We start from the raw sequence: 26,057 nt of genomic DNA on the forward strand, positions 1-26,057 counted from the left end.
TGGCAATGAAGCAAGAACTTGAAGCCATGCTCAATGCGATGACGCCAGAAGTCTATGAGCGGCTCTCTACTGCGGTTGAAACCGGCAAATGGCCTGATGGTGTGGCGCTAACATCAGAACAGCGTGATAACTGCATGCAGTTAGTGATGTTGTGGCAGGCGCGTTATAACGAGAGCCCGCAGCATATGAGCATTGGCAAGGGTGGCGAAATGGTGATGAAATCCAAGAAGCAGCTTAAGGAAGAGTTTGGCATAGAGCCAGATATCACTCGCATCAACTTGCATTAAAAAAAGGCTGGCGATTAAGCCAGCCTTTTTTAGTTTTTGCCTGCTGTTCTAAATCAGAACAGCACCTTGCGCAGCCATCTGCGAAAAGGCGATTTCGCTGTCATCAGGGTTGAGGTTTACACCACGGCAACCTTCTTTAACCACGTCGACCTGATAGCCCAGCTCAAGGGCATCCAGCACGCTGTATTTCACGCAATAATCTGTCGCCAGCCCTAACATGACCAGATGCGTGATACCGCGTTCACGCAGCCAGCTGTCGAGTTCTGTTTTACGGCGATGCCCATTATCAAAAAAGGCGCTATAGCTGTCGACATCCTGGTCCTGACCTTTATGGAACCTGGCGTCAAATAAGCTGGTATCGAGTCCGGGATGAAAATCAGCGCCTTTCGAACCCTGAATACCATGATCTGGCCACCAAATTTGTGCTAAACCATTCAGCTCGCCAAGGGTATAAACCGGTTCACCTGACACGGAAGCAAAACTGCCGTGATCTGCCGGATGCCAGTCTTGTAACGCCAAAACACATTCACCGTTTTGATGGAATTCACGCGCATAGCGATTAGCCACCTCAACGGTTTTATCGCCCTCGTGAACCGCCATCGGGCCGCCCGGACAAAAGTCGTTTTGAATATCAATGATGATAAGTGCCCGTTTCATTACCAGTCGCTCCATATCAATCTTCGGTCAGTTCGCCACGCAAATTTTGCTGCATTTTGGCACGAATTTGCTCGCTTGACAGATTTTGGCTAAGTAAAAAATGCAGCTTGGTTAATGCTGCTTCTACGGTTAAGTCGAACCCACTGATCACCCCTGCATGCTCAAGCGCGTTGCCTGTAGCGTAACCGCCCATGTTGACCTTGCCTGAGATGCACTGGGTTAAATTCACCACAACAATGCCGCGATCGCTAGCCTGCTGCAGCTCGGCTAAAAATTCAGCATTTTGCGGTGCATTACCCACGCCATACGATCGCAGGATAAGGGCTTTAACTGGCTGGCGCAGGAAGTTTTTCACCACGTCAGCGGAAATGCCAGGGTAAATAGTCACCACGCCAATGGGCTGCGGCGTAATAGTATGAACAATCAGTTCGCCGACGCTCTGAGGTGCGGGAGGCGTATTCAATTTACGAATATGAATGCCCGCCTCCAGAAGGGCTGAAAGGTTAGGGGAAGCGAAAGCATTGAATCCGTCAGCATGCGCTTTCGTTGTACGGTTGCCACGGTAGAGCGTGTTGTTGAAAAACAACGCGACTTCGTTGATAGGATAATTTGCCGCGACATACAGTGAGTTCAACAAATTTTGTTGGCCATCTGAGCGCAGTTCTGCCAAAGGAATTTGCGAACCCGTAACGATAACTGGCTTGGCTAAATTTTCCAGCATAAAAGAGAGTGCTGAGGCAGTGAAAGCCATGGTATCGGTACCATGTAGAATCACAAAACCATCATAATGATCATAGTTTTGACGAATATCTTCAGCAATCGATTGCCAGTCTTGCGGCGTCATATCTGAAGAGTCAATTAATGGCTGATATTCATGAATGGTGAAATCAGGCATTTCAGGGCGGTGAAACTCAGGCATATTGGCGAGCTGCTGCTGCAGATGTCCTGAAACCGGAATGTAACCTTGGGCAGAACGTTGCATACCAATGGTACCGCCCGTATAGGCTACATAGATGTTTTTCTTTTGCATTATCAAACTCAGACTTGCCTTAAAACGCGCAGTATAAGGGCTATAGCGGGGAAAAGCAGCCCAGCCAGTGGCTGGGCTGCGAGGTTTATCGCACTACGCCACAGTTTAAACAGAAGGCGTAACGATTTTGTGGATCGTTAAGGTGATCAAACATACCCGGCTGATTTTTTACTGCGCTCATCACATCTAACATTGGCGCGGGTAACCAGGCTTTCAGCGTATCAGGCAGCACGGCTTGTACCGATGCATTTACCTGACTCAACATCATATCAATGAAAGTTGGATCGTCCTGGTACCAGCTGAGCTGCGGATTAGCAACTTTCGCCAGTTCGCCCGCTTTTTTCACAGCATCATCAAAATCACCCAACGCATCCACCAGACCATTGGCTTTTGCATCGCTACCCGTCCAAACGTGGCCTTGCGCAATGGCATCAATCTGCTCTGGCGTTTTATGGCGCGATTTCGCCACTAAGCCGACAAAGTTGTGATACCCATTCTCAATGGTTAGCTGCATCATTTGCTGTACTTCTTGCGGCAGCGCTTTGGTCAGCGCGATATCGGCAAGCGGCGAAGTCGCCACACCATCAGTATGCACACCAAGCGTATCCAAACTGTTTTCCAGCGTATTGATCACCCCAAAAATACCAATGGAACCCGTAAGCGTGCTCGGGTTAGCTACGATGTAATCTGCTGGCGTTGAAATCCAGTAACCACCAGAAGCTGCCATACCGCCCATGGAAACCACCACCGGTTTACCGGCTGCATGCGCCGCCGCCAACTCTTCACGAATCGCTTCCGACGCTGTGACGCTTCCACCGGGACTGTTTACCCGCAGAATGATGGCTTTAATTTTCGGGTCGAGGCGAGCATCACGAATCTGTGCTGCCGTCGTATCACCACCCACATTGCCCGGCGACTCTTCACCATCCATGATTGCGCCGCTGGCCATGACCACCGCAATGTTGCCATCTTGCTGTGCGTTTGTAGGTTTCACGCTGTAATCGTAAATACTGACATTGTGATAGTCATTGTTCTGCTTATTCAGACCAAAGGCTTTCACCAACTCCTGATCGGCAGCAGCACGCGAGTCCAGGATGTCGACCAGTTTGTTATCCAGTGCATACTTGGCGGTATCACCGTTTACAGCTTGCAACCCGGCAATTATCGCCGTCGCACCCGGGAACAGTTGCTCAGGCGTAATCTGACGATTTGCGGCAACCGTGTTCAGGTAGTTTTGCCACAATTGTCCCACCCAGCGACTGTCCGCATCACGTGCTGCTGGCGACATGTCATCGCGCAGGAAAGGTTCTACAGCAGATTTATAGGTGCCCACTCGGAACACGTGTGAAGTGACTTTGAGTTTCTCCAGCAGCGATTTGTAATACAAACCGTTGGTGGCGAAACCGTGAAGATCAACGGTACCTTGTGGCGACAGGTAAATCTTATTGGCGTAGCTGGCGAGGTAATATTGCGCCTGACTGTAACTGTCGCCTAATGCGTAGATAGGCTTGCCGCTGTCACGGAACTCGCGCAGTGCTTTGCCAACATACTGCAGCGAAGGTTGATCGCCACCCGCAAAATCACGCAGATCAAGTACCATGCCTTTAATGTTTTTATCATCTTTGGCCTGGCGAATTGCGTCCACGACATCAAACAGTGAGTTCTCTTGTAGACGATCGCTGCTGGCACCCAGCAACTGACGACCAATCTTGCTCAAACGATTGCTCACCGAAGGTTTATCGACCAGCACACCATTTAGGTCAACTTTCAGAGCACCTTGCTGCACGGGAGCTGAACTATTGCCAGAACCACTGACCTGTAACCAAATCCCCACACCTACCACAATCAAAAAAATCAGGAATAAATTAAGAATAAATTCCCTGATAAAATTCAATACCCGCCATGTCCAGCGGAACAGACCAGCAATTATTCGCCACAATGTGCGCATCAGACTCTCCATATTCGTGTAGCCGGAAGTGGCCGCCGCGCGGACCAGGCCTCCTTTGACGACCTCATCCTAATGAGCGGCGTGCTAAAAGTCAGCAGGAAATCACTGCGGACTGTTACAAAAAATCTGGCTGTGCCAGGATTAAAACAGCATGACATACAACAGGAGAAAAACATGGATGCGCTTGAATTACTGGTAAATCGACGTTCGGCTTCGCGTTTATCTGAACCGGCCCCTGCCGGAGAGGCGTTAGAGAATATTCTCCGGGCAGGTATGCGCGCGCCGGATCACGGTACTCTGCAACCGTGGCGCTTCATTATTGTCGAACACGAAGGGCGTGATCGCCTGAGCAAACTGCTGGAAAAAGCGGCTCGTGAAAAGCAGTTGGATGATAAAGCTATCGATAAAGCCACGCAGTCTCCTTTCCGTGCCCCGATGATTATTACGGTGGTGGCACATTGCCAAGAGCATCACAAGGTGCCGCGCTGGGAGCAGATCGCTTCAGCCAGCTGTGCCGTGATGGCGATGCAGATGGCGGCCGCAGCACAGGGATTTAATGGCATCTGGCGCAGTGGTCCCTGGACCGACGACGAGACTGTACGTGACGCTTTTGGTTGCCGTGAACAGGACGCCATTGTGGGTTTCCTTTATTTAGGTACGCCACAACTGAAATCCAGCACCACTGTTGTCCATCCTGACACGACGCCCTTTGTCAGTTATTTCTGATAGGCATCCAACACACTTTAAAGCAGGGTGCCGCTTGGCCCTGCATCTTTGAATGGATCCTGTGCGAATGATCGAGAACCTGTCAGACCACGCTTACGCTTAAGGTCTCGCCAGGCTAACATAGCGCCATCATTTTCAGCGTTGTTAACTGTACGAATCTCAGCACAAGGATCCCTACATGTCAGAATGTATTCGCCTGACGCAATACAGCCATGGAGCGGGCTGCGGCTGTGATAAATCGCCGCACGTGTTAGACAAAAAGCGCATTAATGTTTTTCCGCAATCCTCAGCTTTCGCAGAAATTGAGGGCGAGGATGGGATGACCGATGTGACCGGTTTTGGTCTGTTTGGCCATCTTAGCGAAGTGTGCCAGGGCTCGTCATTGCGCGCGGAAGTTCAGTTTGAACAGATTCCGACGCTAGCGGGCGTCGATGTCTTTATTGCTGCAGGTGCCGTGCCGAACGTAACGTTACCAGCGGCAACGGACGCGTTGCGCTGTGATGCTCAAACCTTTGGCGGATTGCGGGTGGCGTTTCATCCGCTGGCAATTGAAGCACACCGCCATTGTGCAAAATCACCCCCTGTTCATGTCAGCACGATGTGTAACTTGCTGCCTGCTGACGCGCAAGTGCCCGTTATAACCGTTGTTCCCTGAAGTTAAGGATTGCCTGAGTAAATGCGTTTGTTTATTGCGGAAAAACCCAGTCTTGGTCGGGCGATTGCCGACGTTCTGCCAAAACCCCATCGCCGTGGCGACGGCTATATTGCCTGTGGTAACGATCAAATTGTAACCTGGTGCGTTGGGCATCTATTAGAACAGGCGCAACCCGATCACTACGATAGCCGTTACGCTCGTTGGTCACTGGCGGACTTACCTATTATTCCTGAAAAATGGCGTTTGCAACCACGTCCTTCCGTTGCGAAACAGCTAAAAGTTGTCGAAGGGTTACTGAAGCAAGCCGATGAAGTTGTCCATGCTGGCGACCCGGATCGCGAAGGTCAGTTGTTAGTGGATGAAGTGCTTGACTACTTGCAGTTACCTGCTGAAAAACGCAGCAAAGTGCAGCGTTGTTTGATCAACGATCTTAATCCATCAGCGGTGGATCGTGCGGTCAATCGGTTACGCGAAAATCGCGAATTTATTCCGCTGTGTGTTTCTGCATTAGCGCGCGCGCGCGCAGACTGGCTTTATGGCATCAACATGACCCGGGCCTGGACATTGTTAGGCAGAAACGCCGGATACGACGGCGTGCTTTCGGTAGGTCGTGTTCAAACGCCGGTTCTGGGTTTAGTCGTACGCCGTGATGAAGAGATAGAAAACTTTATCCCAAAAGATTACTTCGAAGTAAAAGCGCATATTGTCACGCCTGAAGAGATGCGTTTCACGGCCAATTGGGTGCCAAGCGACGCTTGTGAACCCTGGCAAGACGAAGAGGGCCGATTGCTCAACCGCACGTTGGCTGAACACGTCGTTGCGCGTATTGCGGGAAAACCGGCGCGGGTGACGGCTTACAGTGATAAACGTGAAAGTGAAACGGCACCTTTGCCATTTTCACTTTCCAGCCTGCAAATTGAAGCGGCAAGACGTTTTGGATTAAGCGCTCAAACGGTTCTTGATACGTGTCAACGCCTGTACGAAACGCACAAACTCATTACGTATCCACGTTCCGATAGCCGTTATTTGCCCGATGAGCATTTTGCCGGCCGTCATGCGGTATTAAAGGCTATTCAGGCTCATCAACCGAATCTTACGCCGCCCGGCGACTTTAGCGCAGATCGCAAGAATCGCTGTTGGGATGATAAAAAAGTGGATGCGCATCATGCAATTATTCCGACTGCACGTTCCAGCGCCGTCAAGCTAACCGAAAATGAACAAAACGTTTACGGATTAGTCGCGCGTCAATATTTAATGCAATTTTGTCCCGATGCGCTTTTTCGTAAATGCACTATTGAACTGGATATTGCTGGTGGCAAGTTCGTTGCCAAAGCGCGTTTTCTGGCGGAAGCGGGTTGGCGTGCTTTGCTGGGCGGTAAAGAGCGAGATGAAGAGAACGATGGCACGCCGCTGCCAGTGGTAGCTAAAGATGATGAACTGCTTTGCGAGCAGGGTGAAGTGTTAGCAAAACAGACTCAGCCGCCACGACCGTTTACTGATGCCACGCTTTTATCAGCCATGACTGGTATCGCGCGCTTCGTGCAGGATAAAGAATTAAAGAAAGTGCTGCGAGCAACCGATGGTTTAGGGACCGAGGCTACGCGTGCAGGCATTATCGAGCTGTTATTTCGCCGGGCGTTTTTAGTGAAGAAGGGGCGTTCAATCAATGCGACTGAGACGGGTCGCGCGCTGATTCATTCTCTTCCCGATTTGGCGGCAAGACCCGATATGACTGCGCAGTGGGAATCAACCCTGACACGTATCAGTGAAAAAGCCTGTCGCTATGATGAGTTCATGCATCCGCTGGTGCACACGCTAACGGGTTTGATTCAGCAGGCTAGACAGCAGCCTTCGGGACATGCCTTTCGTGGTTTACCTTCCACCGGCAAGAAAAGGCCTGCAGCCAAGGCTAAGGCTAAACGTAAAACCAAGGAGACAGGATGAGACGTAATTCTGCTTTAGCGTGTTTGATTATGATGTTGATATGCGCCACGGCGCAGGCAAATAATCGGCATGAACAGTACAACCAAGGTCAGGCCAGTCAAGGCGGCAATACAGATGTGGTGGTGGACTTGCCGCCAGAAGCCTGGACGCAAGGGCAAAACCGTCAGCCTAATTGTTTGAAGTGCTGTATTTTTGATAATCGTAATTACACCGAAGGTGCCGTGGTGAAATCTGAAGGCGTGCTGTTACAGTGCGCGCGGGATGAGCAATCCATTGGCACAAACACTCTGATATGGAAAATCATCAAATAAAAAAGCGTGGCCTTGGCCACGCTGTGATTAAAACTGAAAAGTAGACCAAATCGGCGCGTGATCGGAGGGTTTTTCCATACTGCGCAATTGATAATCGATACCCGTATCAGTACAACGTGATGATAATGGCTGACTTGCCAGAATTAAGTCGATGCGCAAACCGCGGTTGTCATCAAATCCTTTGGAACGATAATCAAACCATGAGAAACAATCTGCCGTTTCAGGATTTTTATCGCGCCAGGTATCCACTAAACCCCACTGCAGCAATCGGTCCATCCATTCACGCTCTTCAGGCAGGAATGAACATTTTCCGGTGCGCAGCCAGCGTTTACGGCTCTCTTCACCAATACCAATGTCTAAATCTGTGCTGCTGATGTTCATGTCACCCATGATTAATACCGGTTTATCTGCGGTGTGGTTTTCTGTCAGATAACTTTGCAGGTCACGGTAAAATTTCTCTTTAGCAGGAAATTTAGTCGGGTGGTCGCGGCTTTCGCCTTGCGGGAAGTAGCCATTGATAACGGTAATATCGCCCATTGGGCTAGGAATCTCAGCCATGATCAGACGGCGCTGTGCCTCTTCGTCATCGCCAGGAAAGCCACGGCGTACAGAGACAGGCTGAACCTTCGTTAACAATGCCACGCCATAATGACCTTTCTGGCCGTGATAAAAGACGTTATAGCCCAGTTTTGCCACATCCTCGAGCGGAAACATATCATCATGGACTTTCGTTTCCTGTAGACCGATGACATCGGGCTGATGTTTTTCCACCAACGCTTCCAGTTGATGTGGGCGCGCGCGCAATCCGTTGATGTTAAATGAAACAAATTTCATGGTGTCGACCATTGTTCAGCAAATGATGCGCTGGATGGTAGCGATTTTCAGGGAGAATGTCATGGTTGAGCGGGCGAGATTATCTGTTGCAGTTTTGTCTCTTGCTGATTAACACAGCGAACTTGACGCTCGGCGTAAACCTTCGGTCGACGCTTCTCATCCTTCTCATGTAGAGCAGGTTGAATTTTTCACTTGAGGTGAAATCGGAGTATCTGAGAGGGTGGTGGGAGAAGGATTATGCGGCGCGCTGCGCCTTCCCTGCGGGCCGCGCTGAAGCGCGTTGTCTCACTACGCTCGGCTCGAACCTTCGGTCGAAGCTTCTCATCCTTCTCTTGTAGAGCAGGTTGAATTTTTCATTTGAGGTGGAATCGGAGTATCTGAGAGGGTGGTGGGAGAAGGATTATGCGGCGCGCTGCGCCTTCCCTGCGGGCCGCGCTGAAGCGCGTTGTCTCGCTACGCTCGGCTCGAACCTTCGGTCGAAGCTTCTCATCCTTCTCTTGTAGAGCAGGTTGAATTTTTCATTTGAGGTGGAATCGGAGTATCTGAGAGGGTGGTGGGAGAAGGATTATGCGGCGCGCTGCGCCTTCCCTGCGGGCCGCGCTGAAGCGCGTTGTCTCGCTACGCTCGGCTCGAACCTTCGGTCGAAGCTTCTCATCCTTCTCATGTAGAGCAGGTTGAATTTTTCATTTGAGGTGAAATCGGAGTATCTGAGATGGTGGTGGGAGAAGGATTATGCGGCGCGCTGCGCCTTCCCTGCGGGCCGCGCTGAAGCGCGTTGTCTCGCTACGCTCGGCTCGAACCTTCGGTCGAAGCTTCTCATCCTTCTCATGTAGAGCAGGTTGAATTTTTCATTTGAGGTGAAATCGGAGTATCTGAGATGGTGGTGGGAGAAGGATTCGAACCTTCGAAGTCTGTGACGGCAGATTTACAGTCTGCTCCCTTTGGCCGCTCGGGAATCCCACCAGGGATATAATCTTATGAGCTCAGGCGAAGAAACGATTCAGATGGTGGTGGGAGAAGGATTCGAACCTTCGAAGTCTGTGACGGCAGATTTACAGTCTGCTCCCTTTGGCCGCTCGGGAATCCCACCATGGCCTGAATCTTTGTGCCTGAAGGCGGGGCGCATCATACCAAATGGGCAATGGGTGTAAAGCGCCCATGTTGAAATGATGAATCGTTTGCCCACTTTTTACGCGTAGCGCTGAATTCCCAAGCAATTCAGCGCTAAAGCGTTTAAAGAATAATCGTGCGGTTGCCGTAAACGAAAACGCGTTGGCCAAGAACTTTATATAATGCATTGCTTAATACATTTTTTTCTACGTCGCGACCGGCTCGCATCATCTCATCCGCGGTATAGCTGTGATCCACATTAATCACGTCCTGCATGATGATTGGGCCTTCATCAAGATTATCATTCACATAGTGCGCGGTTGCGCCGATGATTTTAACGCCGCGTTCATAGGCTTGATGATAAGGGCGCGCCCCGATAAAGGCAGGCAAAAACGAATGGTGAATATTGATAATTTGATTGGGGTAACGCTGAACAAAAGCGGGCGTTAATACGCGCATGTATTTCGCTAATACCACGTAATCGGGCTGATACCGATCAATCTCTTCTACCATGCGGTTATCATGCTCTTCACGCGTCAATCCTTCATGGCTTACCAGCGCAAAAGGAATATCGAAGCGTTCAACTAAAGAACGTAAAGTATCGTGATTACCAATAACAGCCGCAATTTCCATATCCAGACCGCCAAAAGCACTTTTCATCAGCAGATCGCCAAGACAATGCGCTTCTTTAGTCACCAAAATTACAACGCGACGACGTCCAGCGCTGTGTAATTCGCGGACTGAACCTTGGGGCAGGGCACTATCTAAATCGGCTAGCAGTGTGTTGTCGTTAAAAATCCCTTCCAGCTCAGTGCGCATAAAGAAGCGCCCGGTGCGATGATCAACAAACTCATTGTTTTGCACGATATTGAGTTCGTGCTTGTAACAAATATTAGTGATTTTGGCGATCAGACCTTTTGCATCGGGACAAATGGTACGTAGAACTTTTCTTTGCATGGTTTGCGCTTGCATCTCAATAAGAGTCCTGTCAAAGCATTAAGGGTAAAACTGTTGTGCTGGTGGCTCACTCAGCCGCAACACTTCTTGTATTTTTTATCGGAGCCACACGGGCAGCGATCGTTGCGCCCTAACTCCGGCGCTGTTCCATCAACATAGTACCAGCGTTGATCCTCGCGAAGAAAGCGTGAACATTCATAGAGAGCGTGAATGCTGTTTTTTTCGCGGTATCGCGCAAAAAAGGTAACGAAAGCTTCATTATCATGGCTTCCGATAATACAACGAGTTACATTCAGACTTAACCATTCGGTGCCGGGAAAACTTTCAGATAAAAGCCCTGCAAGAGTGGATTCACGTTTGGCTGGATGCCAGGTCGAGACAAGGTAAGCAGCATCTTGCTTAGCATAAGCGCTGTAACGTGAACGCATGAGTTGTTCAGCAGTTGCCGGGGTTTGATTGCCTTTCAGAAAGGGCTCACAACATAGGCTATACTGCTTTCCGCTGCAGCAGGGGCACTTTTCAGACACGTAAGCTCCTGAGAGTGTGAAGAAGAAAAAATAATAAGCGCTATGGTAGCCGACCCCAAGCTGCGAAGCTATGTATTGAAGCAGGACCAGAGAACAGATGAGAAAAGTAAAAGTTGGATTGGCACTGGGTTCAGGCGCAGCCAAAGGATGGGCACATATAGGTGTAATCAAGGCCCTTGAACGCGCAGGCATTGAAATTGACGTTGTTGCTGGATGCTCTGTCGGGGCTTTAGTCGGTTCGGCTTACGTGAATAACCGATTAGCCGTGATGGAAAAGTGGGTCAGCGCCTTTAGCTATTGGGATGTCATTCGTCTGATGGATGTCTCCTGGCAACGCGGCGGATTACTGCGCGGTGAGCGGGTATTTAATCACATCCGACAGTTGATCCCACATGATTCTATTGAAGCCTGTAACAAGCCTTTTGGTGTCGTGGCGACCAATCTCAGCACAGGGCGGGAATTGTGGCTTACGGAAGGTGATCTTCATCAGGCTGTGCGTGCTTCCTGTAGTATGCCAGGCTTATTACCACCTGTCGGCTACAATGGTTATTGGTTAGTCGATGGCGCGGTAGTCAATCCTGTTCCTGTCTCGCTGACGCGAGCGATGGGTGCTGATATCGTTATTGCTGTTGATCTTCAACATGATGCACACTTAATGCAGCAAGACTTGTTATCGGTTACACCGCAAAACAGTGAGGAAGAAGCTGCTGCGGCTGCGTTAGACTGGAGAAGTAAACTGCGTCAGCGTCTGGTGAATTTTACCCAGCGTCGCGCATCACAAACGCCTGGAGCGATGGAAATTATGACAACATCAATTCAGGTTTTGGAAAATCGCCTTAAACGCAACCGCATGGCAGGTGATCCTCCCGATGTTCTTATTCAGCCGTTTTGTCCGCAAATTTCCACACTGGACTTTCATCGTGCCGAAGAAGCTATTGAGGCAGGTAAGGCCGCTGTTGAGAAAAAAATGGATGAACTTTTACCGCTGGTCCGTAGTAGATAATCAGGTTGTTCATTCACAGATGTCACTTCGGTCAATTCTGAAAGGCGCAACTGCGTTTTATGAACCACTATTGAATTATCTGGTACGCAGGGGGAGAGAATGGAAAAACCACTAATCGGCAAAAAGATACTCATTGTCGAAGATGAGGCCGTTTTCCGTTCGTTGCTGGACCAATTTTTGTTATCGATGGGTGCTGTGACGTTACAAGCGGAAGACGGTGTAGACGCGATTGCGCAGCTACAACAGCACACTGTTGACCTTATAATTTGTGATCTTGAGATGCCGCGTATGAACGGCATTCAGTTTGTTGAGCATATTCGGACACGGGGTAATAGTGTACCGGTGTTGGTTATTTCAGCCACAGAAAACATGGCTGACATTGCCCATGTCTTGAGATTAGGCGTACAGGATGTGCTGCTCAAACCGCTGAAAAACTTTGAACGCTTTCGTGAAGCGGTATACGAATGCCTTTACCCTTCGATGTTTACCTCTAAAGTCGAAGAGGATGAACAGCTTTTTCAGGACTGGGACGCCTTAGTTCGTGATCCCAAAGCCGCCGCAAAATTGCTTAAGCAACTTCAGCCGCCGGTACAGCAAAATATCGCCAATTGCCGCGTCAATTATCGTCAGTTAACCATGGCTGAGCAGCCGGGTTTGGTGCTGGATATTGCCGCGCTATCTGACAAAGACCTGGCTTTCTATTGTCTGGATGTTACCCGAGCAGGCGACAATGGCGTTCTGGCTGCGCTGCTCTTACGGGCGCTGTTCAATGGCTTGCTGCAAGAACAGTTGTCGGGACAAAAACAGCTGCTTCCTGAACTCAACGGTTTGCTCCGGCAGGTAAATTTACTCTTGCGGCAAGCAAACCTGAGCGGTCAGTTTCCGCTCTTAGTGGGTTATTATCACCGCGGTTTGAAAAATTTGATATTGGTTTCAGCAGGTTTGAATGCCACTTTGCATGTTCATGCCCATCAAATTCAACTCAGTAATGGGGTTCCCCTTGGCACTATGGGAAGTACCCACCTCAACCAGATCAGTCAGCGTGCAGACACCTGGCAATGCCACGTGTGGGGCGCTGGTGGCCGCATTCGTCTGATGTTATCTGCTGAAGAATAGACAGAAAAACAAAATTCTCCTGGCGCTGGAGACAGGTCCAGGAGATGGCTTTACACTTGGGTAATAGTCTTAATTTCTGCGGATTCACTTCTTCCAGGATAAATCCGTTCGATAGTAACTGATATACTCATTTCCGAATTTAAACCGACATATCAAGTATTAACTTGAACGGCCTATAAGAGAGGTATCTTAATGTCTGCCTATAAGTCCAAAGTAAAAAAAGCGGTAATCCCGGTAGCTGGTTTGGGTACACGCATGTTGCCTGCCACTAAAGCGATTCCGAAAGAGATGTTACCGCTGGTCGATAAGCCGTTAATCCAGTATGTCGTTAACGAGTGTATCGCGGCTGGAATTAATGAAATTGTGCTGGTAACGCACTCTTCTAAAAACGCCATTGAGAACCACTTCGATACCAGCTTTGAATTGGAATCCATGTTGGAAAAACGTGTTAAGCGTCAGTTGCTGGATGAAATTCAGTCTATCTGTCCTCCACATGTCACCATCATGCAGGTTCGTCAAGGTATCGCTAAAGGCCTTGGCCATGCGGTAATGTGCGCACATCCGCTGATCGGTGATGAGCCTGTTGCGGTTATTCTGCCGGATGTGATCATCGACGAATATGAATCAAATCCGACCAAAGATAACCTGGCAGAAATGCTGAGCCGTTATGAAGAGTCAGGCCGCAGTCAAATCATGGTTGAGCCTGTTGCCGATGTAACCGCTTACGGTGTGGTAGATTGCCAGGGCGCAGAACTGAACCCAGGTGAAAGTGCTCCGATGGTTGGCGTTGTTGAAAAACCAAAAGCGGCTGAAGCACCTTCAAATCTGGCTGTAGTAGGACGTTATGTTCTGTCTGCTGATATCTGGCCACTGCTGGCTAAAACGCCTCCAGGTGCGGGTGGTGAAGTTCAGCTGACTGACTCCATCGCTATGTTGATGGAAAAAGAAACCGTTGAAGCTTACCACCTGAAAGGTGTTAGCCATGACTGCGGTAACAAACTGGGCTACATGCAAGCTTTCGTTGAGTATGGTGTTCGTCACTCAGTATTGGGCAAAGATTTCTCTGAATGGCTCAATAACGAGATTGGCAACAAAAAGTAATTTATAAACACGGGATAACTCAATGAAAGTCACTGTATTTGGTATCGGCTATGTCGGTCTGGTTCAGGCTGCGGTGTTGGCCGAAGTCGGACATGACGTTCTGTGCATTGATGTCGACGAAAACAAGGTCGAAAACCTCAAAAAGGGCATCATCCCTATTTTTGAACCAGGTTTGACGCCGTTAGTAATGTCTAATTACGAAGCGGGCCGCCTTAAGTTCAGCACCGACGCTAAATTGGGCGTCGATCATGGTGTGATGCAATTTATTGCTGTGGGCACGCCACCCGACGAAGATGGTTCTGCCGATCTAAAATATGTTACCGCCGTGGCACGAACCATTGCGCAGCACATGAACGATCATAAAGTGGTTATCGACAAATCTACCGTTCCTGTTGGAACCGCAGATAAAGTGCGTTCGGTAATGGCTGAAACACTGCAGGCGCGTGATGCTAACATCAGTTTTGATGTGGTTTCTAACCCTGAGTTTCTTAAAGAAGGTGCTGCGGTAAATGACTGCATGCGCCCAGAGCGCATCGTTGTCGGCACCGACAATGATGAGGTGGTTGAACTGTTACGCGAGCTCTATGAGCCGTTTAACCGTAACCACGATCGCATGATTTTGATGGATATCCGAAGTGCAGAACTGACTAAGTACGCCGCGAACTGCATGCTGGCGACTAAAATCAGCTTCATGAATGAGATGTCGAACCTCGCTGAGCGCTTAGGCGCAGATATTGAAAAAGTGCGCCAGGGTATTGGATCTGATCCACGCATTGGCTATCACTTCATCTATCCAGGCTGTGGTTATGGCGGCTCATGCTTCCCGAAAGATGTACAGGCACTGATTCGCACCGCTGAGTCAATTGGCTATCAACCGCGCCTTTTACAGGCCGTGGAAGATGTGAATGACAACCAGAAGAATAAGCTGCCTACGTTCATTAAGCGTCACTTCGGCGACAACCTGAGCGGTAAGACCTTTGCTTTATGGGGTTTATCGTTTAAGCCGAACACCGACGACATGCGTGAAGCCTCCAGCCGTGTGCTGATGGAAACACTGTGGGAAGCGGGCGCCTCGGTTCAGGCTTTTGATCCTGAAGCAATGGATGAAGCGCAACGCATCTATGGTCACCGCAGCGATCTTAAGCTGATGGGTACCAAAGAAGCAGCATTGCAGGGCGCTGACGGGCTGGTGATTTGTACGGAATGGCAGAATTTCCGTGCACCTGACTTTGACGTCATCAAAAATGCACTGAAAGAACCCGTGATTTTTGATGGTCGTAACCTGTATGATCCAGAGCGTACAAGCAAACGCGGTTTCGTTTATTATGCAATCGGCCGCGGAGCGTCCATCAATATTGCGTAATTGACGAGGGATTTATGAACTTTCTGGTAACCGGCGCCGCAGGCTTTATTGGATTTCATGTTAGCCAACGCTTGTTGGCCGCCGGTCACCAGGTTGTCGGAATCGACAACCTGAATGACTATTACGACGTCAACCTCAAAAAATCCCGCCTCGATTTAATAAAGCACTCTCCAGATTTTAATTTTATTGAACTGGATTTAGCCGACCGTGAAGCTATGGCTTCACTTTTTCAGCAGCATCAATTCCAACGCGTCATTCATCTTGGCGCGCAGGCAGGGGTTCGTTACTCAATTGAAAATCCCGGCGCCTATGCAGATGCTAACCTCATTGGCCATCTCAATGTTCTTGAAGGATGCCGTCACCATAAAATAGAGCATCTGCTCTACGCATCCTCCAGTTCGGTATATGGTCTCAACCGTAAAATGCCTTTCTCTACCGACGATAGCGTTGACCATCCTGTATCGCTTTATGCGGCGACTAAAAAAGCCAATGAGCTGATGTCGCATACCTATTCGCATCTTTATCAATTACCGACCACAGGATTGCGCTTCTTCACCGTATACGGTCCTTGGGGACGCCCCGATATGGCATTGTTCAAATTCACACGGGCGATGCTCGCCGGTGAAGCCATTGATGTTTATAACCAAGGCCAAATGAAGCGTGATTTCACTTATATTGATGACATTGCTGAAGCCATTGTGCGTTTGCAGGATGTCATTCCGCAGAAAGATGATAACTGGAGCGTAGAGACAGGCTCGCCTGCTACCAGTTCTGCGCCTTACCGTGTTTATAATATTGGTAACAGCCATCCAGTGACATTAATCAGTTACATTGAAGCAATTGAAAAAGCGCTGGGAATCACCGCCATTAAAAATCTAATGCCAATGCAGCCTGGTGATGTTCTTGAAACCAGCGCCGATACGCAGGCTTTATTTGATGCGATTGGCTTTAAGCCGCAAACCAGCGTTGAAGAGGGCGTTAAGCGCTTTGTCGATTGGTATCGTGACTTTTATAAAATTTAAAGATAAAAAAAAGGAAGCCTTGGCTTCCTTTCCCTGATGTGTAAAAGGCAGGTCTGTAATCGATCAAAATGACCCGCCAAATTACGAAGCACTCACTGCTATTAAAGCAAAAAGTCTTCTAGCTGTTTACCTTGTTCTTCAAGGGCTTTTTTAATAACGGCTGGAGTACGACCTTGACCTGTCCAGGTTTTGGTTTCGCCATTTTCATCAACGTACTGATATTTTGCAGGACGTGCTGCACGCTTGGCTTTGCCTGAGGTTTTGGACTCAGCTAATGCGCTGAGCAGTTCATTAGGATCTATACCATCTGCCATCAGCATTTCACGGTATTGTTCCAGCTTACGCGTGCGCTCTGCGTTTTCCGCTTCAACTTGAGATTCTTCGTCGCGGCGTTCATTCACCACAACTTCCAGTTTCTCCAGCATTTCTTCAAGCGTTTCAACTGTACATTCTCTGGCTTGAGCACGCAGAGTGCGGATATTATTAAGAATTTTAAGTGCTTCGCTCATTGTCCTGATCTCTGAATAATGAATAAAAGAGTTGTTCTGCCCGCTAATAATAGTGTTGGCAAAAAATAACTTCAACAGCAAATTATGTTCATGAGTTAATGAGGGATATTAAATTCATCTTTGAGAGACATAACCTAAACGAGACGCTAAGAAATTACTGAGTAGAAAATTTATATATCCAGAAACCTTATATAAAATAAGGTGTCATTTATTTTATGACTAAAACTGATGATTACTGACTTAAAGACAGCTTTATGTACTTTTAGTTTCAACGAAAGTTCTCCCTCTCACTAAAATAGTGGGGCATTAATAGACGATTAGCTGAGCAGTTGTACAATACATCACCATTAATTCTCAGCGGCGTGTTTGATCGTTTGTGCTAAAATGGCCGGCATTCTGTTTCGTCCAAACTGAGATTCAGCTCATATGGCTCAACTCTATTTTTATTATTCCGCTATGAATGCCGGGAAGTCGACTGCGCTATTACAGTCATCTTACAATTATCAGGAACGTGGTATGCGGACGTTGGTTTATACCGCGGAGATAGACGACCGTTTTGGTGTGGCTAAAGTCAGCTCCAGAATTGGTCTTTCATCACCTGCTTCGCTTTATAATTCAGAGACTAAGCTTAACGTTGATATTGCCGCAGAACATGCGCGTCAGCCCGTGCACTGCGTTCTGGTTGATGAGAGCCAGTTCTTAACGCGCGAACAGGTTAAAGCGTTATCAGACGTCGTTGACGACCTTGATATCCCGGTGCTTTGTTATGGGTTACGCACTGATTTCCGCGGTGAGCTTTTTACGGGCAGTGAATATTTACTCGCCTGGGCTGACAAGCTAGTGGAACTGAAAACGATCTGCCATTGCGGGCGTAAAGCCAGCATGGTGCTGCGGTTAGACAGCAACGGCAAGCCTTTTAGTGAAGGAGAGCAGGTAGTGATTGGCGGTAACGAGCGCTACATTTCTGTATGCCGTAAACATTATAAGCAGGCAATTGACCAAGGCTCGCTCCAGGCGATACATGGAACACGGTCTGTTGAAACGTGATCGCTAAGTAACAGAAACAAAAAACCCGCCGCAGCGGGTTTTTTATTCATAAGCAATTACGCTTTTTGGGTTTTCTTCTCAACTTTCACGTCTTTCACCGGTTGAGCCGCAACGGCCTCTGCGATGCTTGAGAACGGTTCTACATATTCACGACCGTAGAAGGTATCCAGCATGATCTGTTTCAATTCAGCAATCAGCGGATAACGTGGGTTGGCGCCTGTACATTGGTCATCAAATGCGTCCTCTGCCAGTTTATCGACCTTCGCAAGGAAATCTGCCTCCTGAACGCCAGCTTCGCGTATAGATGTCGGGATACCCAGTTGCGTTTTCATCTCATCAAGCCATGCCAGCAGTCTTTCAATTTTCTGCGCAGTACGGTCACCTTCACGACTCAGACCTAAATGGTCAGCGATTTCCGCGTAGCGGCGACGGGCTTGCGGACGATCGTACTGACTAAATGCCGTTTGCTTGGTTGGGTTGTCATTCGCGTTATAACGGATGACGTTAGCAATCAGCAGAGAGTTAGCCAGACCGTGCGGAATATGGAATTCAGAACCGAGTTTGTGTGCCATTGAGTGACAAACGCCCAGGAAAGCATTAGCAAATGCGATACCCGCGATGGTTGCCGCATTATGTACGCGCTCGCGTGCAACCGGGTTCTTAGCGCCTTCCGCGTAGCTGGTGGGTAAATTCTCTTTCAATAATTTCAAGGCTTGTAATGCCTGGCCGTCAGAGTATTCATTCGCCAGCACCGAGACATACGCTTCAAGAGAGTGAGTGACTGCATCCAGGCCACCAAAAGCGCAAAGTGAACGCGGCATATCCATCACCAAATTGGCATCAACAATGGCCATGTCAGGTGTTAAAGCATAGTCAGCTAATGGATATTTTTGACCTGTTGCATCGTCAGTGACCACAGCGAATGGCGTAACTTCTGAGCCTGTACCCGATGTGGTGGTAATCGCAACCATGCGCGCTTTTACACCCATTTTTGGGAATTTATAGATGCGTTTACGGATATCCATAAAGCGCAGCGCTAACTCTTCAAAATGGGTTTCAGGATGTTCGTACATCACCCACATAATTTTGGCCGCATCCATCGGTGAACCGCCGCCTAGCGCGATAATCACGTCAGGTTTAAAGCTGTTCATCTGTTCTGCGCCTTTACGTACGATGCTGAGCGTAGGATCGGCCTCAACTTCAAAAAATACTTCTGTTTCGATGCCGTGAGATTTAAGCACGCGCGTAACCTGGTCGGCATAACCGTTATTGAACAGGAAGCGGTCGGTCACGATGAATGCACGTTTTGCGCCATCAGTAGCTACTTCTTCCAGGGCGATAGGCAGCGAACCACGACGGAAGTAGATAGACTTCGGAAGTTTATGCCACAACATATTTTCAGCTCGCTTGGCGACAGTTTTCTTATTGATAAGATGTTTGGGTCCAACGTTTTCTGAGATGGAGTTGCCACCCCATGAACCACAACCTAATGTCAAAGACGGCGCAAGTTTGAAGTTGTACAAGTCGCCGATACCACCTTGCGAAGCGGGCGTATTAATCAAAATACGCGCGGTTTTCATTTTATCGCCGAAATAGTGTACGCGCTCAGTTTGGTTATCTTGATCGGTATAGAGGCAAGAGGTATGACCGATACCGCCCATCTCTACCAGTTTTTCGGCTTTGCTCACCGCATCCTGAAAATCTTTTGCACGATACATTGCTAATGTTGGTGAGAGTTTTTCATGGGCAAAAGGCTCTGACTCATCAACCAGTTTCACTTCGCCAATGAGAATTTTGGTATTCTGCGGCACTGAAATGCCTGCCATTTCAGCGATTTTCACTGCGGGCTGGCCGACAATGGCGGCATTCAACCCACCATTTTTCAGGATGATACCCTGAACAGCGCTTAACTCTGCGCCCTGCAGCATATAGCCGCCATGGCTTGAGAAGCGTTCACGTACGGCCTCGTAGACAGAATCCACCACAATAACGGATTGCTCAGAGGCACAAATCACGCCGTTATCGAAAGTTTTAGACATCAGGATAGAAGCGACAGCGCGTTTGATGTCTGCGGTTTCATCAATAACGACAGGGGTATTACCTGCACCCACACCAATGGCTGGCTTACCGGAACTGTAAGCGGCTTTCACCATGCCGGGGCCACCGGTCGCAAGGATCAGGTTGATATCTGGGTGATGCATTAACTGATTAGACAGTTCCACAGACGGTGTATCAATCCATCCAATGATATCTTTAGGAGCGCCAGCGGCAATAGCGGCCTGCAGGACAATATCTGCAGCTTTATTGGTGGCATCTTTTGCACGTGGATGAGGCGAGAAAATAATACCGTTGCGGGTTTTAAGACTGATGAGTGCTTTGAAAATCGCGGTTGAGGTTGGGTTTGTGGTCGGAACGATACCGCAAATCAACCCAATCGGTTCCGCAATGGTAATCGTACCGAAAGTATCATCGGTATTTAACACACCGCAGGTCTTTTCATCTTTATAGGCGTTGTAAATATATTCAGAGGCGAAGTGATTTTTGATGACCTTGTCTTCAACAATTCCCATGCCGGATTCGGCTACAGCCAATTTTGCCAGAGGGATACGGGCGTCGGCGGCGGCGAGGGCGGCAGCGCGGAAAATAGCGTCAACCTGTTGTTGAGAAAAGTTGGCGTATTCACGCTGGGCTTTTTTTACACGTTCAACCAGTGCATTAAGTTCAGCGACATTAGTAACGGCCATGATGCTCTCCTGAAGGAAGTTAAACTTTTTAGTAAACAAGCCTGACCACTGAGTATAGTTCCGCTGCGTTAATGCGACGGTAACAGTTAAATTGTCAGGCTTTTCAGCTGTTTAATAAAAAATTCATACCATTCTGGGTGGAGCGCCCTGAATGCTTTTGATGCGGAAAGATTACCTGGTTTGAGGTAGGAGAATAATGATCTGGATCAATTTACATGCAAGCTGACACCATTCAGCTAACGGAAGCGTTTGAATCAATGCATCGGTTATTAAGTAATCACCTGAATGGCGGGCATAATTTGACGTATAGCGGCATGAACCATCACGATTTTAATATCTGGATGATCAAACCATATAAAACGCAAAATGACAGAATAAATACCTGAGAGACGCGCTGGCTTAGGCTTGGCTTTTGCCTTACATTAGGCGCGATTTTTTTCATTCTGGAATGGAGTTCATCGTGAACCCTGCGCTGTTAGATTTGTCTGGTTATGTTAAGTTTTTTGTGGGCCTTTTTGCTCTGGTTAACCCGGTGGGTATTATTCCGGTATTTATCAGTATGACCAGTTATCAGGGCGCAGCCGAACGCAATAAAACCAATCTTACGGCTAACCTGGCGGTGGCGATCATTTTATGGACTTCGCTGTTTTTGGGCGATGCCATTCTGCATATATTCGGTATTTCCATTGATTCATTCCGTATCGCGGGTGGAATTCTGGTTGTCACCATTGCAATGTCGATGATCAGCGGCAAGCTGGGTGAGGATAAGCAGAATAAGCAGGAAAAAACCGAAACGGCAATCCGCGAAAGTATTGGCGTTGTGCCCTTGGCGCTACCTTTAATGGCCGGGCCAGGCGCAATCAGTTCAACAATTGTGTGGAGTACGCGTTATCACAGTTGGCTTAATTTATTAGGTTTCAGCCTTGCTATAGCGATTTTTGCGTTTTGCTGTTGGTTGTTATTCAGGGCGGCGCCGCTCATGGTGCGTGTACTTGGCCAAACCGGTATTAACGTTATTACACGCATTATGGGTTTATTGCTCATGGCACTGGGTATTGAATTTGTCGTTACCGGAATGAAAACACTTTTCCCCGGATTAGTCGGTTAAAAAAGTAAGGCTTATTTTTCCTGTAAAAGGAAAAAACGAACCATAAAGGTGCAATATTCCCTTTTGTTGCACCTTTATGATGCAGGTATTCGTCTTGCTAAACATAGCCTGCCTATTATCATATTCATTACTACAGCCTCAGCATTCAAAATAATTATGTGATAATCATCACATGATAATCCTCTGTATATTATTTTCTTCACGTTACTAAAAACCATTTTTATCTGCTAATCCCTCTTTTATTACCACTCTCTTGACGCTTTCCCGCATTATCACTAAAAAAATACATAATTGTCATTTTGTGAGCGTATTAACGTCATCATTAGGTTTTAAGTCTTATTTTTCATGTGTTTAATCTATTTTCAGGCTAAAAATTAACACTTTCGCCCAAGCAATTCTCATGATAAAAGAGAATCAGGTAACATTTTTGTTATTTTGCTTTGGCGCCCTTCGAATGCTTCTGATAATTTCGTCGCTCCAAAAAAATTTTACCGATCAGACAAAAGTGAGAACGATTTTTGCTTAAAGGCTATCGGGATTTATAAATTTAAGGTTGGCGCTGTCGAATGATTGGGATAATTAACTCGCAAAAAACTGTGATGCATTTAGCCATGAGCTTAACGCTCTTCATGCCCCTCACTTACGCTGCAACGGTTCCTGATGACATCAAGCTTGCGCCTAATCAACAAATTGTTGTTAACAATGGCAGTGAAGTGGCTTCACTCGATCCGCATAAAACCGAAGGTGTACCTGAATCAAATATTATTTTGAATTTACTTGATGGATTGGTGAATACCGACAACGCCGGCAATGTCGTGCCAGGCGTGGCGGAATCATGGCAAAACCAGCAGGGCAAAGTCTGGGTCTTCACGCTGCGCAATAACGCTAAATGGAGCGACGGCAAACCCGTCACTGCGCAAGATTTTGTCTATAGCTGGCGCCGGCTCGCCGATCCTAAAACCGCTTCGCCTTATGCAAGCTATCTGCAGGCTGCGCATTTTACGAATATAGATAACGTCCTTGATGGTAAAATGTCGCCCGAGCAACTGGGTGTAAAAGCGCTAGACGATCGGCATCTGCAAATCACCTTGAGTGAGCCCGTGCCTTATCTGGTTGCTATGCTGGCACATACTGCAATGAAACCGGTCTACGCACCCGCCATAAAACAGTGGGGTGAAGCCTGGACGCGTCCAGGACATTACGTGGGCAATGGCGCATACACCTTGAGCGACTGGGTGGTGAACGAGAAAATCGTGCTGAAGCGCAATCCGCTTTACTGGAACAACGCACGCACTGTGATTGAGCAGGGCACCTTCTTACCCATTTCTTCCGAAAACAGTGACATCAATCGCTACCGCAGTGGCGGCACTGACATCACTAACAGTGCGGTTCCGCCTGAAATGTTCAAGCGACTGCAGGATGAACTTGGCGATCAAGTCAAAGTCAGCCCGCTGCTCTGCACCTTCTATTACGAGATAAATAACAAGAAGCCGCCATTTAACGATCCACGCGTGCGCGCGGCCATCAAAATGACGTTAGATCGCGATATCATCGCCAATAAAATCATGGGGCAAGGGCAAATTCCTGCCTATAGCTTAACGCCGCCCTTTACCGCAGGCATGACATTATCGCCACCGGCGTGGTTTGAGCAATCACAGCAGCAACGCAATGAACAAGCGAAGAAATTGCTCGCTGAGGCCGGTTTTGATGCTAAAAATCCACTGCGGTTCACGTTGCTTTATAACACGTCAGATCAAAATAAAAAGCAGGCGATTGCGGCGGCATCGATGTGGCAAAAAAATCTTGGCGCAACCGTTAATTTGCAAAATCAGGAGTGGAAAACCCTGCTCGAAACGCGTCACCAGGCACAATACGATGTCGTTCGCGCAACATGGTGTGCGGACTACAACGAACCTTCCACTTTCCTGAATATGCTGATCAGTAATGCCTCAATCAATACGGCTTTTTACAGCAGCGAAAATTTTGATCGGTTAATGGCTCAATCCCTTAACGCCAGTGATGAAGCACAGCGCGCAGCGCTCTATCAGCAAGCTGAAACACAACTCGACAAAGACTCACCAATTGTGCCAGTTTACTACCGCGTTAGTGTACGTCTGGTGAAACCTTGGGTGGGCGGGTTTACCGGCACCGATCCGCAAGACATGACAGACCTGAAATACTATTTCATTAAACAACATTAAGTCGCGAATTTACCTGGCGAGACAGCCGGGAAGTTAACGACCGTAAAGGCCACCATTCGGGGTCGATGACATCCTCAGGTGCTCACACCGAGGATCCCGGAAACGGGGGACGCCAAGGCGGAACAATGCCTGGGTGAAAATAAAAAAACTGGAGTGTAATAATGAACAACATCACGAAGAAAAGCCTTATCGCAGCAGGTGTGTTCGCGGCGATGAGCGCGCTGGCAGGGAACGCTGTTCAGGCGGCATCAGTGCCATCTGGCGTTGAATTAGCGGCAAAGCAAGAACTGATTAAAGGTAATGGCGATGAAGTGCAGTCGCTGGATCCGCACAAAATTGAAGGTGTGCCTGAATCAAACGTTAACCGCGATTTGTTAGAAGGTCTGTTGATCAGTGATGTTCAGGGTAAACCTGTTCCGGGCGTGGCTGAAAGCTGGGAAAATAAAGAGGCTAAAGTCTGGACTTTCCATCTCCGTAAAGACGCCAAATGGTCTAACGGTGAGCCCGTTACCGCACAAGATTTCGTCTTTAGCTGGCAGCGCCTGGCCGATCCAAAAACGGCTTCCCCTTACGCCAGCTATCTGCAGTACGGCCATCTGCTGAATGTTGATGACATCATTGCAGGCAAGAAAAAACCGTCTGAGCTGGGCGTAAAAGCCATTGATGACCACACGCTGGAAGTGACGTTGAGCGAAGGTGTGCCTTATTTCTATAAGCTGCTCATTCATCCCTCTATGTCACCTGTATACAAACCAGCAATTGAAAAATTTGGTGATCAGTGGACTCAGCCGCAAAACTGGATCGGCAACGGCGCATTTAAGCTGGAATCACACATTATCAACGAACGTATTACGCTGGTTCGTAACCCGCAGTATTGGGACAATGCCCATACCGTGCTGAATAAAGTGACGTTCCTGCCAATCTCTTCAGAAGTCAGCGATGTTAACCGCTACTTCTCAGATAACGGCAGTGATATGACTTATAACAACATGCCTATCGAGCTGTTCAAAAAGCTACAGCGTGACAATGGCAAAGAGCTGCATGTTGATCCTTATCTCTGTACTTATTATTACGAAATCAATAACCAGAAAGCGCCGTTTACCGATCCACGCGTTCGTGCTGCGCTGAAGCTGGGTATTGATCGTGACATCATCGTAAATAAAGTCTTGGCGCAAGGCCAGATGCCGGCTTACAGCTTCACGCCTCCGGCAACCGATGGCATGGATATTCTGCCGCCAGACTGGTTCAAATGGCCGCAAGAAAAACGTAATGAAGAAGCGAAAAAATTGTTAGCCGAAGCGGGTTACACGGCGGATAAGCCGTTGACCTTCAACCTGCTGTACAACACCTCCGATTTGCATAAGAAATTGGCAATCGCAGCATCTTCTATCTGGAAGAAAAACATTGGCGTTAACATCAAGCTGGAAAATCAGGAATGGAAAACCTTCCTGGATACGCGTCATCAGGGGAACTTTGATGTTTCACGCGCGGCATGGTGTGCTGACTACAATGAACCGACTTCATTCCTGAACATTATGTTGTCAGACAGCAGCAACAACACCTCGCATTACAAGAGTGCTGACTTCGATAAAGCGGTACATGAAGCCTTAAGCGCAGCAGATGACAAAGCGCGCGCGGCAGATTATCAGCAAGCTGAACAGGTTCTTGATAAAGATTCAGTGATTGTACCGCTGTTCTATTACGTGAACGCGCGTCTGGTGAAACCTTATGTCGGTGGTTATACCGGTAAAGATCCACTGGACAACGTCTACGACAAAAACTTGTATATCATTAAGCATTAATAGCACACAGGCTATCGGTAGCGGTGGCGCATCTCGCGCCGCCTTTTTTAGTTTT

General features: G+C 48.2%; 22 protein-coding genes, 2 tRNA genes and 4 other RNA genes. 14 read left to right on the plus strand and 14 right to left on the minus strand.

The annotated features are described in order from the left end of the window. Positions 1-5 precede the first annotated feature (5 nt). A complete protein-coding gene (locus MUG06_RS04125) occupies positions 6-287 on the plus strand; it encodes a DUF1315 family protein (protein WP_243077808.1) in 282 nt (93 codons plus the stop codon). Positions 288-335: 48 nt separating this feature from the next. On the opposite strand, the gene pncA is transcribed toward MUG06_RS04125, so the two are convergent. The 3 genes from pncA to sppA form a co-directional block, all read right to left on the minus strand. Then, positions 336-944, minus strand: a complete 609-nt coding sequence (gene pncA, locus MUG06_RS04130; RefSeq protein WP_215846662.1) for a bifunctional nicotinamidase/pyrazinamidase — start codon at positions 942-944, stop codon at positions 336-338. A gap of 16 nt (positions 945-960) precedes the next feature. After that, on the minus strand, positions 961-1,974 hold the full coding sequence (gene ansA / locus MUG06_RS04135) for an asparaginase (RefSeq protein ID WP_215846663.1): 1,014 nt from the start codon (positions 1,972-1,974) through the stop codon (positions 961-963). Between the two features lie 85 nt (positions 1,975-2,059). Further along, positions 2,060-3,922: a signal peptide peptidase SppA gene (sppA, locus tag MUG06_RS04140; RefSeq protein WP_215846664.1), complete on the minus strand. Its 1,863-nt coding sequence runs from the start codon at positions 3,920-3,922 to the stop codon at positions 2,060-2,062. A gap of 174 nt (positions 3,923-4,096) precedes the next feature. Between sppA and MUG06_RS04145 the strand changes: the two genes are divergently transcribed. From MUG06_RS04145 to MUG06_RS04160, 4 genes are all read left to right on the plus strand, one after another. Beyond that, a complete protein-coding gene (locus MUG06_RS04145) occupies positions 4,097-4,648 on the plus strand; it encodes an NAD(P)H nitroreductase (protein WP_243077809.1) in 552 nt (183 codons plus the stop codon). A gap of 178 nt (positions 4,649-4,826) precedes the next feature. Further along, positions 4,827-5,303 carry an AIR synthase-related protein gene (locus MUG06_RS04150; protein WP_243077810.1) on the plus strand — a complete coding sequence of 159 codons (477 nt, stop codon included), beginning with the start codon at positions 4,827-4,829 and terminating at the stop codon, positions 5,301-5,303. Positions 5,304-5,324: 21 nt separating this feature from the next. Continuing rightward, positions 5,325-7,247, plus strand: coding sequence for a DNA topoisomerase III (locus tag MUG06_RS04155; RefSeq protein WP_243077811.1), 1,923 nt, complete (start codon positions 5,325-5,327; stop codon positions 7,245-7,247). Continuing rightward, positions 7,244-7,558, plus strand: a complete 315-nt coding sequence (locus MUG06_RS04160) for a YnjH family protein (protein WP_215846667.1) — start codon at positions 7,244-7,246, stop codon at positions 7,556-7,558. Before MUG06_RS04155 ends, MUG06_RS04160 begins: the two co-directional genes overlap by 4 nt. Before the next feature lie 27 nt (positions 7,559-7,585). Here MUG06_RS04160 and xthA read toward each other — a convergent pair whose 3' ends face one another. The 9 genes from xthA to MUG06_RS04205 all read right to left on the minus strand — a co-directional run bounded on the left by xthA (position 7,586) and on the right by MUG06_RS04205 (position 10,986). Then, positions 7,586-8,392 carry an exodeoxyribonuclease III gene (xthA, locus tag MUG06_RS04165; protein WP_215846668.1) on the minus strand — a complete coding sequence of 269 codons (807 nt, stop codon included), beginning with the start codon at positions 8,390-8,392 and terminating at the stop codon, positions 7,586-7,588. A gap of 218 nt (positions 8,393-8,610) precedes the next feature. Further along, a non-coding RNA gene (locus MUG06_RS04170) (RtT sRNA) lies at positions 8,611-8,738 on the minus strand. A 37-nt stretch (positions 8,739-8,775) separates the two neighbouring features. Beyond that, positions 8,776-8,903, minus strand: a non-coding RNA gene (locus MUG06_RS04175) — RtT sRNA. A 37-nt stretch (positions 8,904-8,940) separates the two neighbouring features. After that, a non-coding RNA gene (locus tag MUG06_RS04180) (RtT sRNA) lies at positions 8,941-9,068 on the minus strand. Positions 9,069-9,105: 37 nt separating this feature from the next. Continuing rightward, positions 9,106-9,233, minus strand: a non-coding RNA gene (locus MUG06_RS04185) — RtT sRNA. A 37-nt stretch (positions 9,234-9,270) separates the two neighbouring features. Beyond that, positions 9,271-9,355: transfer RNA gene (locus tag MUG06_RS04190), tRNA-Tyr, on the minus strand. A 42-nt stretch (positions 9,356-9,397) separates the two neighbouring features. Beyond that, positions 9,398-9,482 (minus strand) — tRNA-Tyr (locus tag MUG06_RS04195). Between the two features lie 143 nt (positions 9,483-9,625). Continuing rightward, on the minus strand, positions 9,626-10,474 hold the full coding sequence (purU, locus tag MUG06_RS04200; protein ID WP_243077812.1) for a formyltetrahydrofolate deformylase: 849 nt from the start codon (positions 10,472-10,474) through the stop codon (positions 9,626-9,628). A 56-nt stretch (positions 10,475-10,530) separates the two neighbouring features. Beyond that, on the minus strand, positions 10,531-10,986 hold the full coding sequence (locus MUG06_RS04205) for a YchJ family protein (RefSeq protein WP_243077813.1): 456 nt from the start codon (positions 10,984-10,986) through the stop codon (positions 10,531-10,533). A 97-nt stretch (positions 10,987-11,083) separates the two neighbouring features. Between MUG06_RS04205 and rssA the strand changes: the two genes are divergently transcribed. The 5 genes from rssA to MUG06_RS04230 all read left to right on the plus strand — a co-directional run bounded on the left by rssA (position 11,084) and on the right by MUG06_RS04230 (position 16,591). Continuing rightward, on the plus strand, positions 11,084-11,989 hold the full coding sequence (gene rssA / locus MUG06_RS04210) for a patatin-like phospholipase RssA (protein ID WP_243077814.1): 906 nt from the start codon (positions 11,084-11,086) through the stop codon (positions 11,987-11,989). 99 nt (positions 11,990-12,088) lie between these two features. Then, entirely contained in the window at positions 12,089-13,105 is a 1,017-nt protein-coding gene (gene rssB / locus MUG06_RS04215; RefSeq protein ID WP_215846669.1) for a two-component system response regulator RssB, read from the plus strand. 192 nt (positions 13,106-13,297) lie between these two features. Next, entirely contained in the window at positions 13,298-14,206 is a 909-nt protein-coding gene (galU, locus tag MUG06_RS04220; RefSeq protein ID WP_215846670.1) for a UTP--glucose-1-phosphate uridylyltransferase GalU, read from the plus strand. Between the two features lie 22 nt (positions 14,207-14,228). Beyond that, positions 14,229-15,569 (plus strand): UDP-glucose/GDP-mannose dehydrogenase family protein, encoded by a 1,341-nt coding sequence (locus MUG06_RS04225; protein ID WP_243077815.1) that lies wholly within the window; start codon positions 14,229-14,231, stop codon positions 15,567-15,569. Between the two features lie 14 nt (positions 15,570-15,583). Next, positions 15,584-16,591, plus strand: a complete 1,008-nt coding sequence (locus MUG06_RS04230; RefSeq protein ID WP_215846672.1) for an NAD-dependent epimerase — start codon at positions 15,584-15,586, stop codon at positions 16,589-16,591. Positions 16,592-16,692: 101 nt separating this feature from the next. Here the strand turns inward: MUG06_RS04230 and hns are convergent, their stop codons facing one another. Then, positions 16,693-17,100, minus strand: coding sequence for a histone-like nucleoid-structuring protein H-NS (gene hns, locus MUG06_RS04235; protein ID WP_215848270.1), 408 nt, complete (start codon positions 17,098-17,100; stop codon positions 16,693-16,695). Between the two features lie 426 nt (positions 17,101-17,526). Here hns and tdk point away from each other — a divergent pair, with 426 nt between their 5' ends. Further along, positions 17,527-18,147 carry a thymidine kinase gene (gene tdk / locus MUG06_RS04240; protein WP_215846673.1) on the plus strand — a complete coding sequence of 207 codons (621 nt, stop codon included), beginning with the start codon at positions 17,527-17,529 and terminating at the stop codon, positions 18,145-18,147. Positions 18,148-18,203: 56 nt separating this feature from the next. On the opposite strand, the gene adhE is transcribed toward tdk, so the two are convergent. Next, positions 18,204-20,891, minus strand: a complete 2,688-nt coding sequence (adhE, locus tag MUG06_RS04245; protein WP_243077816.1) for a bifunctional acetaldehyde-CoA/alcohol dehydrogenase — start codon at positions 20,889-20,891, stop codon at positions 18,204-18,206. A 448-nt stretch (positions 20,892-21,339) separates the two neighbouring features. Here adhE and MUG06_RS04250 point away from each other — a divergent pair, with 448 nt between their 5' ends. The 3 genes from MUG06_RS04250 (at position 21,340) to oppA (ending at position 26,002) form a co-directional block, all read left to right on the plus strand. After that, the gene (locus MUG06_RS04250) at positions 21,340-21,999 is read left to right on the plus strand and encodes a YchE family NAAT transporter (protein WP_215846674.1); all 660 of its coding nucleotides are present in this window, start codon (positions 21,340-21,342) and stop codon (positions 21,997-21,999) included. A 629-nt stretch (positions 22,000-22,628) separates the two neighbouring features. Further along, positions 22,629-24,200 carry an ABC transporter substrate-binding protein gene (locus MUG06_RS04255; RefSeq protein WP_243077817.1) on the plus strand — a complete coding sequence of 524 codons (1,572 nt, stop codon included), beginning with the start codon at positions 22,629-22,631 and terminating at the stop codon, positions 24,198-24,200. A 161-nt stretch (positions 24,201-24,361) separates the two neighbouring features. Then, positions 24,362-26,002: an oligopeptide ABC transporter substrate-binding protein OppA gene (gene oppA, locus MUG06_RS04260; protein WP_243077818.1), complete on the plus strand. Its 1,641-nt coding sequence runs from the start codon at positions 24,362-24,364 to the stop codon at positions 26,000-26,002. Positions 26,003-26,057: the final 55 nt, after the last annotated feature.

The sequence above is a fragment of the Pantoea sp. MQR6 genome, from assembly GCF_022761075.1.
GTDB lineage: Bacteria > Pseudomonadota > Gammaproteobacteria > Enterobacterales > Enterobacteriaceae > Pantoea > Pantoea phytostimulans.

Excerpts from the sequence above, each read along its gene's own strand:
- MUG06_RS04125 (WP_243077808.1), top strand. The coding sequence starts at position 6 with ATGAAGCAAGAACTTGAAGCCATGCTCAATGCGATGACGCCAGAAGTC.
- pncA (WP_215846662.1), bottom strand. The coding sequence starts at position 944 with ATGAAACGGGCACTTATCATCATTGATATTCAAAACGACTTTTGTCCG.
- ansA (WP_215846663.1), bottom strand. The coding sequence starts at position 1,974 with ATGCAAAAGAAAAACATCTATGTAGCCTATACGGGCGGTACCATTGGT.
- sppA (WP_215846664.1), bottom strand. The coding sequence starts at position 3,922 with ATGCGCACATTGTGGCGAATAATTGCTGGTCTGTTCCGCTGGACATGG.
- MUG06_RS04145 (WP_243077809.1), top strand. The coding sequence starts at position 4,097 with ATGGATGCGCTTGAATTACTGGTAAATCGACGTTCGGCTTCGCGTTTA.
- MUG06_RS04150 (WP_243077810.1), top strand. The coding sequence starts at position 4,827 with ATGTCAGAATGTATTCGCCTGACGCAATACAGCCATGGAGCGGGCTGC.
- MUG06_RS04155 (WP_243077811.1), top strand. The coding sequence starts at position 5,325 with ATGCGTTTGTTTATTGCGGAAAAACCCAGTCTTGGTCGGGCGATTGCC.
- MUG06_RS04160 (WP_215846667.1), top strand. The coding sequence starts at position 7,244 with ATGAGACGTAATTCTGCTTTAGCGTGTTTGATTATGATGTTGATATGC.
- xthA (WP_215846668.1), bottom strand. The coding sequence starts at position 8,392 with ATGAAATTTGTTTCATTTAACATCAACGGATTGCGCGCGCGCCCACAT.
- purU (WP_243077812.1), bottom strand. The coding sequence starts at position 10,474 with ATGCAAGCGCAAACCATGCAAAGAAAAGTTCTACGTACCATTTGTCCC.
- rssA (WP_243077814.1), top strand. The coding sequence starts at position 11,084 with ATGAGAAAAGTAAAAGTTGGATTGGCACTGGGTTCAGGCGCAGCCAAA.
- rssB (WP_215846669.1), top strand. The coding sequence starts at position 12,089 with ATGGAAAAACCACTAATCGGCAAAAAGATACTCATTGTCGAAGATGAG.
- galU (WP_215846670.1), top strand. The coding sequence starts at position 13,298 with ATGTCTGCCTATAAGTCCAAAGTAAAAAAAGCGGTAATCCCGGTAGCT.
- MUG06_RS04225 (WP_243077815.1), top strand. The coding sequence starts at position 14,229 with ATGAAAGTCACTGTATTTGGTATCGGCTATGTCGGTCTGGTTCAGGCT.
- MUG06_RS04230 (WP_215846672.1), top strand. The coding sequence starts at position 15,584 with ATGAACTTTCTGGTAACCGGCGCCGCAGGCTTTATTGGATTTCATGTT.
- hns (WP_215848270.1), bottom strand. The coding sequence starts at position 17,100 with ATGAGCGAAGCACTTAAAATTCTTAATAATATCCGCACTCTGCGTGCT.
- tdk (WP_215846673.1), top strand. The coding sequence starts at position 17,527 with ATGGCTCAACTCTATTTTTATTATTCCGCTATGAATGCCGGGAAGTCG.
- adhE (WP_243077816.1), bottom strand. The coding sequence starts at position 20,891 with ATGGCCGTTACTAATGTCGCTGAACTTAATGCACTGGTTGAACGTGTA.
- MUG06_RS04250 (WP_215846674.1), top strand. The coding sequence starts at position 21,340 with ATGGAGTTCATCGTGAACCCTGCGCTGTTAGATTTGTCTGGTTATGTT.
- MUG06_RS04255 (WP_243077817.1), top strand. The coding sequence starts at position 22,629 with ATGCCCCTCACTTACGCTGCAACGGTTCCTGATGACATCAAGCTTGCG.
- oppA (WP_243077818.1), top strand. The coding sequence starts at position 24,362 with ATGAACAACATCACGAAGAAAAGCCTTATCGCAGCAGGTGTGTTCGCG.